This is a genomic window from Actinomadura syzygii, assembly GCF_008085905.1.
GTDB classification, from domain to species: Bacteria; Actinomycetota; Actinomycetes; order Streptosporangiales; family Streptosporangiaceae; genus Spirillospora; species Spirillospora syzygii.
The window spans coordinates 128,290-143,523 of sequence record NZ_VSFF01000006.1; the positions used below are offsets into that span (position 1 = coordinate 128,290).

General features: G+C 71.0%; 14 protein-coding genes. 8 read left to right on the forward strand and 6 right to left on the reverse strand.

Features of this window, described 5'->3' with window-relative positions; genetic code table 11:
• The 7 genes from FXF65_RS15980 to FXF65_RS16010 are packed head-to-tail and all read left to right on the forward strand — an operon-like array spanning position 1 to position 8,072.
• Complete coding sequence (locus FXF65_RS15980; RefSeq protein ID WP_148350750.1) at positions 1 to 2,262, forward strand: lantibiotic dehydratase; 2,262 nt, start codon at positions 1 to 3, stop codon at positions 2,260 to 2,262.
• Positions 2,259 to 3,488, forward strand: a complete 1,230-nt coding sequence (locus tag FXF65_RS15985) for a metallopeptidase TldD-related protein (protein WP_148350751.1) — start codon at positions 2,259 to 2,261, stop codon at positions 3,486 to 3,488. Before FXF65_RS15980 ends, FXF65_RS15985 begins: the two co-directional genes overlap by 4 nt.
• Positions 3,485 to 4,555 (forward strand): hypothetical protein, encoded by a 1,071-nt coding sequence (locus FXF65_RS15990; RefSeq protein WP_148350752.1) that lies wholly within the window; start codon positions 3,485 to 3,487, stop codon positions 4,553 to 4,555. Before FXF65_RS15985 ends, FXF65_RS15990 begins: the two co-directional genes overlap by 4 nt.
• Positions 4,542 to 5,645 (forward strand): NAD(P)/FAD-dependent oxidoreductase, encoded by a 1,104-nt coding sequence (locus FXF65_RS15995; RefSeq protein WP_148350753.1) that lies wholly within the window; start codon positions 4,542 to 4,544, stop codon positions 5,643 to 5,645. Before FXF65_RS15990 ends, FXF65_RS15995 begins: the two co-directional genes overlap by 14 nt.
• Before the next feature lie 2 nt (positions 5,646 to 5,647).
• Entirely contained in the window at positions 5,648 to 6,325 is a 678-nt protein-coding gene (locus FXF65_RS16000) for a VOC family protein (protein ID WP_187412326.1), read from the forward strand.
• Positions 6,326 to 6,344: 19 nt separating this feature from the next.
• Positions 6,345 to 6,950, forward strand: coding sequence for an NADPH-dependent FMN reductase (locus tag FXF65_RS16005; RefSeq protein WP_148350755.1), 606 nt, complete (start codon positions 6,345 to 6,347; stop codon positions 6,948 to 6,950).
• A gap of 42 nt (positions 6,951 to 6,992) precedes the next feature.
• Entirely contained in the window at positions 6,993 to 8,072 is a 1,080-nt protein-coding gene (locus tag FXF65_RS16010; RefSeq protein ID WP_148350756.1) for a methyltransferase, read from the forward strand.
• Positions 8,073 to 8,074: 2 nt separating this feature from the next.
• On the opposite strand, the gene FXF65_RS16015 is transcribed toward FXF65_RS16010, so the two are convergent.
• Positions 8,075 to 8,653: an AAA family ATPase gene (locus FXF65_RS16015; RefSeq protein ID WP_148350757.1), complete on the reverse strand. Its 579-nt coding sequence runs from the start codon at positions 8,651 to 8,653 to the stop codon at positions 8,075 to 8,077.
• Between the two features lie 36 nt (positions 8,654 to 8,689).
• Between FXF65_RS16015 and FXF65_RS16020 the strand changes: the two genes are divergently transcribed.
• Entirely contained in the window at positions 8,690 to 9,199 is a 510-nt protein-coding gene (locus tag FXF65_RS16020; RefSeq protein ID WP_187412327.1) for an Lrp/AsnC family transcriptional regulator, read from the forward strand.
• Here FXF65_RS16020 and FXF65_RS16025 read toward each other — a convergent pair.
• From FXF65_RS16025 to FXF65_RS16045, 5 genes are all read right to left on the reverse strand, one after another.
• Positions 9,178 to 9,891 carry a gamma-glutamyl-gamma-aminobutyrate hydrolase family protein gene (locus FXF65_RS16025; protein ID WP_148350759.1) on the reverse strand — a complete coding sequence of 238 codons (714 nt, stop codon included), beginning with the start codon at positions 9,889 to 9,891 and terminating at the stop codon, positions 9,178 to 9,180. The genes FXF65_RS16020 and FXF65_RS16025 overlap by 22 nt on opposite strands.
• A 48-nt stretch (positions 9,892 to 9,939) precedes the next feature.
• Positions 9,940 to 11,409, reverse strand: a complete 1,470-nt coding sequence (locus tag FXF65_RS16030) for an APC family permease (protein ID WP_148350760.1) — start codon at positions 11,407 to 11,409, stop codon at positions 9,940 to 9,942.
• 25 nt (positions 11,410 to 11,434) lie between these two features.
• Positions 11,435 to 12,730: a YlbE family protein gene (locus FXF65_RS16035; protein WP_148350761.1), complete on the reverse strand. Its 1,296-nt coding sequence runs from the start codon at positions 12,728 to 12,730 to the stop codon at positions 11,435 to 11,437.
• A gap of 1 nt (position 12,731) precedes the next feature.
• Positions 12,732 to 14,075 (reverse strand): hypothetical protein, encoded by a 1,344-nt coding sequence (locus FXF65_RS16040; RefSeq protein WP_187412328.1) that lies wholly within the window; start codon positions 14,073 to 14,075, stop codon positions 12,732 to 12,734.
• Positions 14,076 to 14,518: 443 nt separating this feature from the next.
• Positions 14,519 to 15,148 carry a DUF4360 domain-containing protein gene (locus FXF65_RS16045; protein ID WP_148350763.1) on the reverse strand — a complete coding sequence of 210 codons (630 nt, stop codon included), beginning with the start codon at positions 15,146 to 15,148 and terminating at the stop codon, positions 14,519 to 14,521.
• Positions 15,149 to 15,234 lie beyond the last annotated feature (86 nt).

A 15,234-nucleotide genomic window follows, 5' to 3' on the forward strand; every position in this document is an offset into this window, starting at 1 on the left:
ATGAGACGACGATGGCGTCTGGGCCGGATATTCGTGCTCCGGCACAGCGGCATGCCGTTCGACTGGCTGGAAGGTCTGGGCGCGTCACGCGACCTGCTCCGGGCGGCCGACGAACTGCTGGACATCGAGCAGTCCCTTGCCGTCCAAGACCTGCCCGCGCCCGTGCGCGACGCCATCGCGGCCTGCGCGCCCGAACGACTCCCCTCGAAGAGGACCGACCTGGCGGCTTGGCGCGACAGCGCCCACCGCTTCCGCGAGCTCTACAAAGAGGCCGACGAACACGCGACCGAGCAACTGCGGCCGGTGCTGAAACGTCAACTCGTGGGCGAAGCGGTGTTCCTGTCGAACCCGGCCGTCTACCGGAACATGCTGCTCCCCTTGGTGGGTGCCGCCGGTCCGCTCAACGGGCGCAGGCGTCGCGCTCGGCGGCAGCTCTACACCTACCTTCAGCGCTTCTGCGGCAAGAGCGAGACCGTGAGCTTCTTCGGGCCGATCGCCTACGGCGAGACGCGAGCGGGCGCCGACGCCGTCCTGCGGACCGACCGGCCGCGCGTCCGGCGGGTGTTCCTCGCCGCCTGGGCGGCCAGGGAACTGGCGCGGGCGCTGGCCCGCGACGCCAGACTGCTGCCCGACCTGCGGTTCCACCTCACTCGTCCCGATAACGGGCGCGCCGCCGCCACCGAACCGGCCGACACCGCGACCGCCGTCCTGGCAACCATCGGACGGGACGGGCAGACGCTCCGCGCCATCTGCCGGGAAACAGGACTGCCCGCCCGGAAAGCCGCCCACACCCTGCGCGAACTCGTCGCGGCCGGTGTCCTGGACGTGGCGCTCGGCGCGGGCCCCTACGACCTCGACCCGCTCGGCGCATTCCGTCGCCAGCTCGACGAACTACCCGCAACACCGGCCCGTGACCTGTGGCTCCAGCGCCTTCACGAACTGGAGCGGCTCCGTGCCGCGCTGGAAACCGGATCGTTCCCCGACAAGGTCGAAATCCTCCAGGAATTGGAGGATCTGTTCGAGACATGCACCGGCGTTCCCGCCAGGCGCGGCGCTGGCCGCACCTACGCCGACCGGGCGATCGTGTACGAGGAATGCTCCTCCAACTTCTCCCTTGAGGTGGGCGAAGACCTCCTGCACGACTGGGAACGGCGGCTGGGTCCGATTCTGGAGGTCTGCACCGTCCACGGCCATGCCGCGCAGCGTCAGGCGGCGCATCGGGTCGCCACCGCGATCCGCGCCGAAGACCCCCAGCCGGGACGGCCGGACGCACACCCGGCGGCCACCCGGGAGATGACCCTCGCGGCCTACGCGCACCGCACCACCGAACTGTTCCAGCCGCAGGGCAGCGCCTTCCAGACCGACCACGCCCCGCGCTACCGAGGGGCCGAGGACCTGCACGATCTGCTGCGGGAGGCGGCGACGCTCGACGGCGACCGGTACGCGCTGATCGACCTGTGTCCGCGTGCCGAGGACGTCGCGGACCTCCGGTCGGCCGGGCTGGTCGTCGCGCGGATCCACCACCACCTCCAGATCCCGGGCTGGCTGGACGTGATGCACCCCGACCCGGCGAGCTTCGCCGCCGAGGCCGCGGCCTGGCTCGCCGAGCACGGCGACCGGCTCGTGGGCTTCGACTTCGGGCGCCGCAACAAGGGCTACTACCGGTTCCCCGGACGCGAGGTCGCCCTGCGCGCGCCGTCCTGGACCGACGCCGACCGGGACGACCTCCTGCACGCCGAGGAGCTGACCGTCCGGGTCGAGCACGACCGCGTCCGGCTGACCGGCCCGGACGACCGGGAACTGCTCGCCTACCTCCCGCTCAGCGATTTCGCGAAGTATCCGCCGTACGCGGCGCTGTCCCACCCGCAGGTGCAGCACCCGGTGTTCGCGTCCGGCTCCCGCGGCCGGGACGAGGAGGTGCGCGTCGCGGACGTCGTCGTCCAGCGGGCGCGCTGGCACGTCGAAGCCTCCGAGGCGGCCGGGGCCACCGCGGAGGCGCGCTTCCTGACGCTGCGGCGGCTGGCCCGCCGGACCGGATGCCGGTACGTGTTCGTCCGGAGCCGACGCGAGCGCAAGCCGTATCTGATCGACCTGGAGTCGCCGCTCGCCGCCGACCTGCTCGGGCACGTGGCCCCGGCGGGCGAGACGCTGACCGCCGAGGCCATGGTCCCCGGCCCGGACGAGCTGTGGCTGCGCGACGACCTGGGCCGGCGCTACGTCTGCGAACTGCGCGTCCAGGTGATCGGGCGGGACGCACCGTGATCGTGACCTTCGCGGAGCACTCGCTGCGGTTCAGCCTGCGCTTCCGGCCGGACGGGCAGGTGCGGCGCAGGTCGGTGACGCGGCGCGGCGCCTGCTTCGACGAGCATCGCGGCCCCGGCGAGGTGCGCCACCGCTTCGCCGACGGCGACGGACTGCTGCGCGCGCCGCACCGGCTGATCAGCGCCGACACCGCCGACACCGCCGCGCGGGTGCTGGAGCGCCCGCTGGTCCGGGTCGGTCCGCGAGCGGAGGCGGCCCTGGGCGAGCTGAGCCGGGACGCGCGGGTCACGCTCGTCCTGAGCGGCCTGCACCAGCATGTCGCCGCCGGTGCCGACGACCGCGTGAACACCGACGAGCGCGGCATGTGCGCGGTGGAGGCGATCCTGGAGCAGGGACTCGCCGAAGCGGTGCCCTGGGACCTCACCGGCTCGCTGACCTCCGCCCTGGCCGCCGCCGAGCGCATCGTGGACCGGCTCCGCGACCGCGCCGCCCGCCGCCGCGCCGACACCGTCCCGGTGCGCGCCGACGTGCTGCTGGCGCCGGGCCGCGCCGGGGCCTTCTTCCACGAGCTGGTCGGGCATCCGATGGAGGCCGACGTGCTGCGGTCGGGCGTCGTCTACCTGCGGCCCGGCGTCCGGCTTGCGCCGGAATGGCTGACCGTCGGCGACGGCGCGGTGCGGGCGGCGGCGGGCTTCCGCGCGCGGATCGACGACGAGGGAAGCGCCTGCACCGAGGCCGTCCTCGTCCGCCGCGGAGTCGTCGCCACGCCCATGACCGACCGCGCCACGGCGGGGTTCGACGCGCGTCTCGAACCGACCGGGCACGGACGCCGCCTCGACTACCGGCACCCGGCGATCCCGCGCATGACCCACACCTGCGCCCTCGCGGAGGCGCCGCCCGAACCGCCGGAGCGCGACTGGATCGAGCCGTACGGCCTCCGTCCGGAAACGGTGAACCCGTCGACCGGCGACTTCTCCTTCCTGGCCCTCGCGCCGATGCTCCATCGCCTGGACGAGCCGCCGCTGCGGCTGCCCCGGCTCCGGCTCGCGGGCAACGCCCGTACCGCGCTCGCCGCCCTGCGTCCAGCCGATCCCACGGTCGGGGAGGACGGCCGGGCCCGGCGCGGCTGCGGCAAGCTCGGCCAGTTCCCCCTGCCGGTGACCTTCGCCAACGCCGGCATGGTGCTGCCCGCCGGGACGGTCTCGATCGAGGTGGCCGGGCCATGAGCGACGAACTCGTCGTCCTCGCGCGGGGCACCATGACCCCGGGTCCCGACGGGCCCAACCTGCGGCTCTCCTCCGACCACGTGTCGATGAGCCGTGACGACGCGGGCGCGGTTCGGGCGTCACGGCGTTCGTCCGAGGTCGGCGGGGATTCGGCCGTGGACACGGTGCGCGGCCTGCTCGCGGCCGCCGCGTCCGCACTCGGTCGGGCACCGGTCCAGAGCGTGCTCGCCGAGGTGCGGGAACTGCCGGGGCGCGGGTGGCGGCAGCTCCGCGTCCTCGCGCGCGTCGAGACCTCCCTCGGGCCCCTGTTCACCGGGCTCGCCGCTCCTTCCGGCGTGCCTGACGCGAGTCGTGCGCCTGACGTGTCGAGCGGCCTGGACGTCCCGCCGTACGACCTGCGCCCCGGCAAGCCGCCGCACGGATGGCAGGCGCTCCCGGTGGTGATGCGTCCCGCCGTGGCGGCGATCCCGGCCGCGGGCACCGCCCTGCTGCTCGCCTCCCGCACGGCGCGAGCCCGGACGGACCGCCTCAACGGCCAACGTCTCCTCGGGACGCTGTCCCTGACCGACCTGCCCACGGCGCATCCCCCGGCGACCTCCGACGACGCAGGCCACCCGGCCGACGCGATACGGCTGGTCGAGGCGGGCGTCCTCATACCGCTCCGGATCGAGGCGACGTCCGGCGCCCCGCGCGGGCGTGCCGTGTGGGACCACGACCGGCAGGCCCTCTACCCGGCCCCGCAGGCCCGTCTCCGGCTGTCCGCCGTCCGCGCTCCCGCGCCCGGCGCCTCGCTCGAACTCCAGTGGCCGATCGAGAGCCTGCGGCGCTACGACCCCGACGGCCTCCTCTCGCTGATCTGCGTCGCGCACGCCTCCGACCAGCCGGACCGGTGCTTCGCCGTACGGCTCCGCGGCCGTCCGCAGACCATCCTGCGGGCGGTCCGGGGCGCGGTCGCGGACACCTCGGCGGTCGCCTGCGCGGACGCCCACGTCACGACCCCGCCGCTGCTGCTGCCCAACGCCCGCGACCTCGAGGCGAAAGGAAGGTGCGCCGTTGACACGCTCTGACTTCGCGCTGGTGGGAGGCGGCATCATCGGCGCCTGCCTGGCGGAGGAACTCGCCGCGACCGGCGCGGCGGTGAGCGTCCTCGACGCGGGCCCGACACCCGGCCACGCCACCTCCCGCGCCGCCGGACCGGCCGCGCCCGCGCTGCGGCACGTCGCCGACCACGTCTTCTACGGCTGGTTGCAGCAGGCCGCCGCGAGCCTCCGCGAGGACGTCGATCGGCTGGAACCCGTCCATGGCCGGTTCAGCGCTCCCCAGCCGATCCTGCATGTACTTCGGGCCGAGGAAGCCGACCGGGTGGCCCCGCATCTGCCCGCGACGGCTTCCTCGGCCCATTGGATCTCGTCCACCCAGGCCGCGGAACTGGCGACCGGTTTCCGCCTGCCCGACGACCGGCGCTACCTACTGGAGCAGACGGCCCTGGCAGTGGACGGCGCGCGCTATCTATCAGCCGTCCAGGCACGGTGCGCCCGACTCGACGTGGTCTGGCGGCAGGACACCACCGTCCAGGACGTCCTGGTCACCGACGACGGCGTCGAACTGGCGACCACCGGCGGCCCCGTCCACACCGACATCGCGATCATCACCGCAGGGGCGTGGTCCGGGACGGCGGAGCTGACCGGCGCCCCCGTTCACGTGCGACCAGCGCGCAGGCAACTCGTCACGCTCGCCGCCGAATCGGTACCGCCGCTGATCCTCTCCTCGACCCGCCACCTCGTCCCCGGAGTCGCCGGAGACGTGATCATCGGGACCGACGAAGACGACATCGCCGCACAGGCCCCCGGCTTCGACGACCGCTGCGACGTCGCCGGGATCACCGAACTGCTGCATTTCGCCGCCACCGCCCTGCCCGCCCTCGCCCGTGCCGCCCCGGCCGACCTCCGATGCGGGCTGTGCCCCGTCCCGGCGAGCGGCCGCCCCCTGATCGGCCGCGTGCCCGGGCACCAGCGCCTCTGGCTCGCGACCGGGCACGCCGGGCACGGCCTCCTGACCGCCCGGCACACCGCACGGGGTCTGACCACCGCGCTCACCAAAGGACAGTGGGACACCGTCCCGCGCATGATGTGCCCGACCCGGGCGCTGGAGGGATGAACATGCGCATCGATCACGTGATGATCGGCGCACGCCGCGTCGAACCCGTGCGGGACCTCCTGCGCGAGCGCCACGGTCTCGGCCTCGTGCTGGGCGGACGACTGCACAACGGCACCACCTGCTGGATCGTCCCGTTCGACACACCCGACGTGCAGTACATCGAGGTGGTCGTCCCGCACGACGAAGCCGCCATGGAACGCACGGGACGCCGCGCCGCGTTCATGGAGCGCACCGCCGCCGGTCCCGCCTTCCTGTCGTGGGTCGTCCAGGTCGACGACATCCAGCAGACGGTGGAGCGGATCAGCAAGGTCCTCGGCGGGGACGCCGGGCTGCGCCACGGGGAGTCCGTCCGAGCCGACGGGCAGCGTCTCCCCTGGGCGGAGACCGGCTTCGCCGCCGCGTGGCGGCAGCCGTCCCGCCCCTTCTTCCTGGAGTGGGGCGCCTGGCCGGAGCGCCGCGCCCGGATTCCCCGCGAACTGTCCGCCGCCGCCCACCGGCGCACCCCCACGGCGTTCACCTCGATCACCGTGGGCGGTTCCGACGACCTGTCCGACTGGCTCGGCGACGCCGACCTTCCCGTCGTGGTCGACCGGGCCGCACCGGACGGCGTGCGCGAGGTCGCGTTCACCGTCCGCGACGGCGAAGACCGCGGCGGCGAGGCGACCTTGAGACTGCCATGACCGAGACAGAGGAGCCCGCATGAACGTGGCACCGGAAATCATCTTCCTCAGCGGATCCCTCAGCGAGGACTCGAAGACCCGCCTTATCGCCGACTGGTGCGCCGGCCTGTGCGTGGAGCGTGGAGCCCTGACTCAAGTCTTCCGCGGCGCCGATCTGGAATTCCCGTTCTATCGTCCCGGCACCAAGGCACGGGATCGGCCTGAAATAAAGAACTACCTTCGGGCGATGGAAAAGGCGGACGCGGTCGTTCTGGTATCGCCCGCCTACCACGGCGGCGTATCCGGCCTGCTGAAAAACGCGATCGACTACATCAACGAACTGGGAGAGGCCAGCCGACCGCTCCTGGACGGCCGGGCGATCGGCTGCGTCGCCGTGGCACGCGGAGAGCAGGGCGCGGCGAGTACCCTCGCGATGCTGCGGACGATCGGCCACGCGCTCCGCGGCTGGCCCACCCCGCTCGGCGTCGCCCTCTCCAACGAACAGGCGCACACCGACAGCGGCGGCGTCCCCCGGGTCGAACGCACCCGCGCCCAACTCAAGGTGATGCTGGGCCAGGTCATCTCGCACTCCCGCATCAGCGCCCGCAGAAGAGCCAACCGAACTCCAGCGGGCACGCGCCAATGACATTCAGGAGAGCCCTGCGTCCAACTCCGAAGGAGCCGACTGATGCGTGAGACACTCCACCAGTCCGTCACCCCCAATGGCGCGTGGGGAGACACCGAACTGAGGCGCCGAGCGGACCTGGCACTCCCGATGGCCATCCGCGTGGCAGCAACCCTCCGCCTGGCGGACCACATCTCCGACGACGGAAGCTCACCGGAAGAACTAGCCGCCCACCTGCGGGTCAACCCTGATGCGCTCAATCGACTTCTGCGATACCTGGCAACCGAGGGCATCCTCGCCAACGACACAACCGGACGCTACCGCCTCACCCCCCTTGGAAAGCCTCTGCGCGAAAATCACCCGCAGAGCGTGCGCAAGGTTCTGGACACAGAAGGCGCCCTAGGGAGGGCGGAACTCACCTTCGTCGAACTGCTGCACACCGTCCGCACCGGCCAGCCCGCCTACGCCACCCGTTACGGCAGCCCCCACTGGCAGGACATGGACGAAAACCCTCACCTGGCAGCCGATTTCGACACCTTGATGTCCACCCGCATGACCGCATGCCTGCCCGCGATCACCCAGGCGTTCGAATGGGAATCCCTAGGCCACATAGTCGACGTAGGCGGCGGCAATGGCCGCCTCCTAGCCACCCTGCTGACAGAGTTCCCACTCCTACGCGGCACCCTCATCGAGCAACCCGGACCCGCGACTACCGCCCGAGCCTTCCTGGCCAAAACCGGCGTAGCTGACCGGTCTCAAGTAGCAGAAGGCGACTTCTTCGGCCCCCTACCGCCCAAGGCAGGGGCCTACATACTGGCGAACGTCCTACACAACTGGGACGACCAGTCCTGCCTGACGATCCTGCACCGCTGCCGCGAAGCGTCCGATGACTCGGGCCGGGTCCTCATAATCGAGCACCTCCGCACAGAAGGCAGCGCCCCCAAAGCCGCCCTAGACCTACGCATGCTGCTCCTATACGGCGGAAGCCAACGCGGCCTCCCAGAGATGGCCCACCTCGCGACGACCACCGGCCTGCAAATCCACAACACCCACCCCGCCGGAGAACTGACCATCCTCGAACTCCACCCCACCGCCAGACCAAACCCCATCCGGCGCGAGGAGGACGATCCGTCCGCGCCGTGATCTCATGTGGTCACGGATTTATTGGACATGTCGCGGTTCTGTGGGAAGCGAAAGCTCTCGCTCTTGAGCGCCTCGCGTACCGCCTCAAGGGTCTGCTCCGGGGATTGGTCGCCGGTGTCCAGGACGTGGCGTTCCAGGTCCGCCAGGTCGGCGAACTGGTCCCACATCGCCAAGACCGGTTCCGCCGCGGTCAGGGCGTCCGGGCCGGTGCGGGCCTGGGCGCGTGCCAGGGTCGTTTCCCGAGCCGGACGGAGGACGACGTAATGCGTCGACGTGGCGGGGTCGTCCCGCTGGGCGCGTTGGAAGTGGTGCAGCATCCAGGGCCCGATGATCCCGTCCACCACCACGGTGTAGCCGCCCTCGGCGTAGGCCAGGGCGGCCAGAGCGATCACCCGCAGGACGGTCTGGTTCTGCCGGTCGGACTCGGGCAGGTAGGGCGGGACCGCACCGGCGGCGATGAAATGCCAGAAGTCGTCGGTGTGGAGGTGAACCGACTTCTCGAACCCCGCCGCCAGCGCCGCGGCGGTGGTGGACTTGCCCGCACCCGGCGGTCCGGTCAAGATCACGACGTCGCCTCGCATTCTCCTGACGCTACAGGGGGGCGATACGCTGAGCGGGTGGGTGGCAAGGAGAGAGCCGGTGATGGCGCGCGGGCGGGGCAGGCCACCCCATCGATGGCGGCGCTGGACAGTACGGATCGGGAGATCCTCCGGATTCTGCAGAAGGACGGGCGCACGTCCAACTCCGCGATCGCGCGGACGCTGGGGATCACGGAGACGACCGTGCGGAAGCGCATCGCGGCGATGCGCGAGCGGGACCTCATGGAGATTGTCGCGGTGCCGACGCCGCGGCTGGCCGGGTACAACATCTCGGCGATCATCGGGCTCTCGGTGAGCCTGCCGTACCTGCGCGAGGTGAGCCAGGCGCTGGTCGGGGCGCCGGAGGTCCGCTACTGCGGGCTGTCCACGGGGCGTTTCGACGTGATGATCGAGGCGTTCTTCTACGACAAGGAGCACCTGCTCCGGTTCACCACCGACGTGCTCGGGGCGCTGCCGGGCATCACCGCCGTGGAGACCTCGCTCATCCTCAAGATCGAGAAGTTCTCCTACGAGTGGGAGCTCGGCTGAGCGGTCCGGCGCGCCGCCGCCGCGGCGACGAGCTGGGCGAACAGCCCGGTCATGCCGCTCTCCTCCGCGTGGCCCTGGACGCCGCAGGCGAAGGTCCGGTCGCGGATCTCGATGCCCTCGACGACACCGTCCTCGGCCCAGGCCGTCTCCACCACGCCGCGGCCGAGGTTGCCGACGGCCTGGTGGTGGTGGGTGGCGATGTCGGCGCGGTCGCCGAGCGCGGCGTACAGCCTGCTGCCGGGCAGGATGATGATCGAGTGCTTTCCGAACCCTGAGCGGTCCGGCAGGTGCGCGTCGGTGCCGACGACGTCGGGTAGGTGCTGGACGAGGGTCCCGGCGCGCACCACGTTGAGCAGCTGCATCCCCCGGCAGATGCCGAGGACGGGCAGGTCGGCGGCCAGGGCGGCCCCGGCGAGCCGGAGTTCCCACTCGTCCCGCAGGGCGTCCGCCGGGCGCACGGACGGGTGCGGCCGCGCCCCGTACCGGCGGGGGTCGATGTCCGCTCCCCCCGCCAGCACCAGGCCGTCGAGCCTCGCGACCACGGCGGGCGCCGCGTCCGGCTGGGGAGGGAGGACGACGGCGGTCCCGCCGGCGGCCTGGACTTGCTCGTGGTAGGCCACCGGCAGGACGACCGCTCGCCGTCGCCAGACGTCCCATGCGGCTTCGACCAGGTCGGCGCTGATGCCGATCATTGGCCGGTCCGTCACGTCCGCCTCACGGTGGGCGTTCAGGCTGGGCAATCAGAAGACCTCGGTCTTGGTCAGCCGCTCGTAGACCTCGGGCTGGTTCCGCTTGAGCCTCAGCGACCGAATGGTTCCGATGAGGAACGCCAGCGGGATGAAGCTGAGGAGCAGGACGTTCACCCAGTCGGTCCGGCCGGAGAGCAACTCGAAGTTGCGCGCCACCAGCCACGACGCGACGCCGAGTCCGACGAGGCTGAGCACCGGCGCGACCGTCGTGCTCCACACGGTGAGCCCGTGCGCGGTGTCCCTCCGGTTGAAGTAGACCGCGATCGCCAGCGAGCACACCGCTTGCAGGACGATCACGGCCAGCACGCCCGGCGCCACCATCAGCAGGAAGACCTGGAGGTACGGGTCGGCTCCGGCGATCGCGAAGGCGATGATCGCCACCAGGCCGATGATCCCCTGGACGGCGCTCGCCACGTACGGCGAACGGTGGCCGGGGTGCACGCGGGCGAGCGCGCTCGGCAGCATCTTCTCGCGGCCGAGCGTGAACAGGTACCGCGACGCCGTGTTGTGGAAGGCCAGCGTGGACGCGAACGCGCTGGTCACCAGCAGGACCTCCATCACGACCACCGCACCGTGCCCGACGTACTTCTCCGTCGCGGCGAACACCAGTCCGACCGGGTCGGCGGTGGCGGCGTCCACGATCGACGCCTTGCCGTAGGCGACGTACACGATCCAGGCCATGAACGTGTAGAAGAGGGCCAGGAATCCCACGGCCAGGTATACGGCCCGGGGGACGGTCCGCTTGGGGTCGCGGGCCTCCTCCGAGTAGATCGCGGTCGACTCGAACCCGATGAACGCGCCGAACACGATGGCGAACATCGCGCCCGTGCTGCCGCCCGCGAAGACCGACGACGGGGAGAAGGAGTCCAGGTCGAGGCCCTCCGCGCCGCCCTGCCAGAGCACCGGCGCGGCGAGGACGAGCAGGACCACCGCCTCCGACAGCAGGGCGACGCCGAGCACCTTCGCGCTGAGGGAGATCTGCCGGTGCCCCAGGTAGACGACGATGGCCAGCGCGGTCAGCGAGAACACCGGCCACGGCACGTCGACGCCGAAGGCGTCCTTGACCGGCGCCTTCGCGAAGGCGCCGACCGCGCCGAGCTGGCCGATGGCGATCACCGAGTACGCCGCCGTCGCCAGGGTGGCCGCCCCGCCGCCGACCGGCCGGCCGAGCCCCTGCCCGATGTAGGAGTAGAAGGCGCCCGCGTTCTTGATGCGCAGCGCCATCCGGGTCAGGCCGACCGCGAACAGCAGCAGGACGATGCCCGCGACGAGCTGCGCGCCGGGGGCGCCGATCCCGCCGATCATGAAGGCCAGCGGGGCGAACCCGGCGACCACCAGCAGCGGTCCGGCCGCGGCCACGACGAAGAAGGCCAGCTCGAAGGGCCCCATCCGGCCCTGGATATGGGACTCGTCCTTCGCCGCTCCGCGACCGGTGGGGGTCACCTGCTCCGAGTTCGTCATGGCTCACTCCAGGGGTGTCATCGGGTCAGGAGGCTGGGGAGGTGGGGTAGCGCTCGGCGTAGGCGGCGGCCGCTGCGGTGAACGCCTCGATGCGGGGACGCAGGAGGCCCGCGCCGATCTGGCCTCCGGAGCGTCCGGCCAGGCCGCCGTCGATCAGGGGGGTGCGGCCGGTGGCGATCACGGCGTGCAGGTCGACGCCCACGGGCGTGCCGCGGAAGCCGAACGCCGGGATCTTGTAGTCGGGGTGCTCCGCCGAGGTGATCTCGTACATCGCCTCGTTGTTCTCCAGCATTGCTTGGAACGTTCCGCCTTGGTAATCCATCAGCGACGGGGCGCACGCCTGAGCCATTCCGCCGAGGCCGACGGTCTCGGTGACGCAGCTTTCCCCGCCGATCCATTCGGCGTCCGCCTCGGTGAAGCCGTCGAAGAAGCGGCCCTGCAGCTCGGGGTGGCCGCCCCGGAACCATTCGTCGCCGAGGCCGCTGACGCGGACCGCGAACTCGCGGCAGTTGATCGCCATTCCGGTGAGCAGGCTGCTGTGCTCGACGCCGTGGGCGGCGTCCGCGGTGGCCTTGGCCGCGGCCATGCTCAGCCGGAGGAACGTGTAGTCGTTCGCGAGGAAGAAGTCCATGACCTCCTCGACGCGCGTCCGCCACTCGGGTGTCGTGGCCAGGGCGAACAGCCGCGGGGTCAGCTCCCGCTGGAGCAGCAGGGTGGCCGCCGTGTTGCGGCTGTGCAGCTCGTCGCCGAGCCGCAGCGCGCGGGCCATCATCGGCTTGAGCGGGATCGGGGCGCCCGCGAGGCTCTCGGCCAGCACCGGCGCCATGGTCGTCTCCAGCCACCGCAGGCCGTCCGCGACCTCCTGGTCGTAGGAGCCGTAGTTGAGGCGGTAGCGGCTCTTGCCCTCGTAGAAGTTGCAGAAGGCGGTGTTGCCGTGGGCCTCGTCGCGGACGACGAACACCGGCATCGAGGCGGTGTAGATGCCCGCCACCGAGCCGATGCAGGCGTGCTGCTGGGTGGAGCGCACCTGGATCTCGCCGGCGTCGATCTTGGCCTCGGCGTCCTCGACGCTCCCGGCCAGGCCCTCGTAGACCGCGCCGTAGAGGATGGCGCGACGCTGGCCGCCGGTGTACTCGGGCCATTCCAGCGGCGCCCCGGACGTCAGGATCGTGGTGGGCGTCATCCCGGGGACGACGTCACCGGCCGCGGCCACGCCCACCAGCACGGGCTCGGCGCCGACCATCCGCTCCAACGCCTCGACGTTGGCCTTCGTGCGCCGCGCGTCCGCCTCAGCCGAGATCGTCTCGTTCACGGTGGTCATCTCAAAGCCTCTGCATGTAGTTCCGGGTCTCCCAGTCGGTGACCACTGATCCGTACTCGCGGCACTCGGCCCGCTTGTAGTCCAGGAAGGTGCGGTGGAACTCCTTGCCCATGACCGTTTCCGCGAGGTCGTCCGCCTCGAACTGGTCCAGCGCCTGCTCCAGGGAGCGCGGCAGGGCGAGGTCGCCGTACGGGGCGAGCTCCTCCGTGGTCATACGGTAGGTGTCGCGGTTGAGTGGTTCGCCCGGGTCGAGCTTCTTGGCGACGCCGTCCAGCCCGGCGGCGAGGATGAGCCCGATGCCGAGGTGGTAGTTGACCGAGGCGTCCACGGTGCGCACTTCGAGGCAGTGCCGGTTCACCGGCATCCGGCACATCAGGGTGCGGTTGTTCTCGCCCCAGCTCCGGTGGACGGGGGCCCAGGAGATCTCGTCCATGAAGCCCTTGCTGGTGAAGCGCTTGTAGGAGTTGACCGTCGGCGACGTCACGGCGCAGATGGCGCCCGCGTGGGCGAGCACACCGGCGACGAAGTGGCGGGCGGTGTCGCTGTAGCCCCCGCCGGACGCGGCCTCGAAGACGTTCCGGCCGGTCTCCTGGTCGGCGAGGCTGATGTTCACGTGCGACGCGGAGCCGAAGTCGTCCTGGAACGGCTTGGCCATGAACGTCGCGATGCAGCCCAGCTCGCGGGCGACGTGCTTCGCCATCAGCCGGAAGATCACCATTCGGTCGGCCATGGTGAGCGCGTCGGTGTAGTCGAAGTTGAACTCGTACTGCCCGTCGCCTCCCTCGTGGTCGAAGGAGTAGACGCCGTAGCCAAGGCCGTTCATGTACTCGACCATCGGCCCGAGGAAGGGCTCGGCCAGCACCGTGGTCTCCAGGTCGTAGCCCCGCGTCGGCGCGTCCAGCCGGTCCTGCGGCACCAGCGGCTCCCACCCCTGGGCGGTCTCGCGCACCACGTAGAACTCGGGCTCGATCCCCACGTTGGCGACGAAGCCCATCTCGGCGGCGGCCTCGACCTGGCGGAGGAGGAAGTTGCGCGCCTCCTGCGGGTAGAGCTCGCCGTCGAGGTGCAGGCTCGTCGGCACCACCGCGAACTCCGGCTTCCAGGGCAGGACCACCAGCCGGTCGAGATCGGGGATGCCCGCGCACTCGTCCTCATGCGGACCGAGGTCGCCCATGCCCTCCAGCGCGCCCACGGTGTACAGCTCCGAGCCCTTCGCCATCGAGGGCAGCGACTCCACCGGGACGCACTTGCTCTTGGGCACCCCGTGGACGTCGACGTAGAAGCCGAACACGTACTTGACGCCCTGCTCGATCAACTGGTCCCGCAGGACCTCCGCCTGTGACACAAACCACTCCTCTGCTCGATTTCGACCCATAGTGGGACGCAGAGGTTCGAATGTCAACACTCAACCGTCCATCGAGTACTTGATCTCGATCCTCGATCGAATCGATGCGCGGCTCTGCGCCGGGCACGGGCGGGGCCGGACGACGGCATCGCGTCGACCCGCCGGATGCGCAGGTCAGGGCGGCGGACGCGGGGTGGATCGCCACAACACCGCCGTGAGCCCGGACTGTCCTCGAAGGCCCTTGGGACGCCCTCCCGCGCGAGCGCCGTCGAAACAACGTGCGCGGCGGACGCGGGGCGGCACATATCCGGGTTATACGGACCGCGCTGCTACGCGCTTGGCGGAAAGGCGCGGCACCCATGCAGAGCAGAGGCCGATCAAGGCGGCTGCCTTGATCGGCCTCTGCTCAGTCAGGGTGCGAAGAGAGGTTTGTGAAAGGGCTTTTAGCAGCGCTTCCAGGCGAAGAGGTATTTCGCGCTGCCGTGGGTGGAGTCCGTCGAGATGTAGCTCGTCCAGGCGTCGGAGCTTCCCGCGTCCACCCGCAGTTCGGTGTTGATGTTGAGGTTGCGCTCTTCGCCGCAGGGCTTGTAGACCGTCTGTTGAGGACTGACCCTGTCCTGGAACGCCCATCCGCCGCGATACCGGCCCCGGAGCTGGTGGTTGCCGAGTTGCTGGGTCTCCGGGGAGCCCTGGAAGTAGACGTTCGTCAGCTGTGTGGCGGTCGCCCCTTCCCGCAGCCTGGCGTAGCCCTCGTGGTCGAGGCCGGTGATGCCGTAGGTGTAGTCGCTCGGGGCGTTGACCCGCAGGTTGATCTGGCAGTTCTTCCGCATCTCCGTCGGCGACGTGTCACCGCCGGCGGTGGCGACGAAGTCGCTGTAGGAGACGGTGAAGGCGGTCCGGTCGTCGCTGACGTCCACCGACCACGTTCCGGCCCGGCAGCCGGAGCCGTTGACGGTGACCACGTCGACGCTGACGCCTTCCGGCGCATCGGGGGCCGCGGCCGCGGAGAGGGCCGTCAGGAAGGGCAGGCCGAGAGCGCCCGCCAGCACGATCGCCGTTCGCTTTGCATTCATCATGGAAGTGTTTCCCATTGAATCGGGGGTTTCCGTCGCGACCTTGTCGGTCGCTCCGGCCATTTGCGACGGTATGCCCCGCTCAG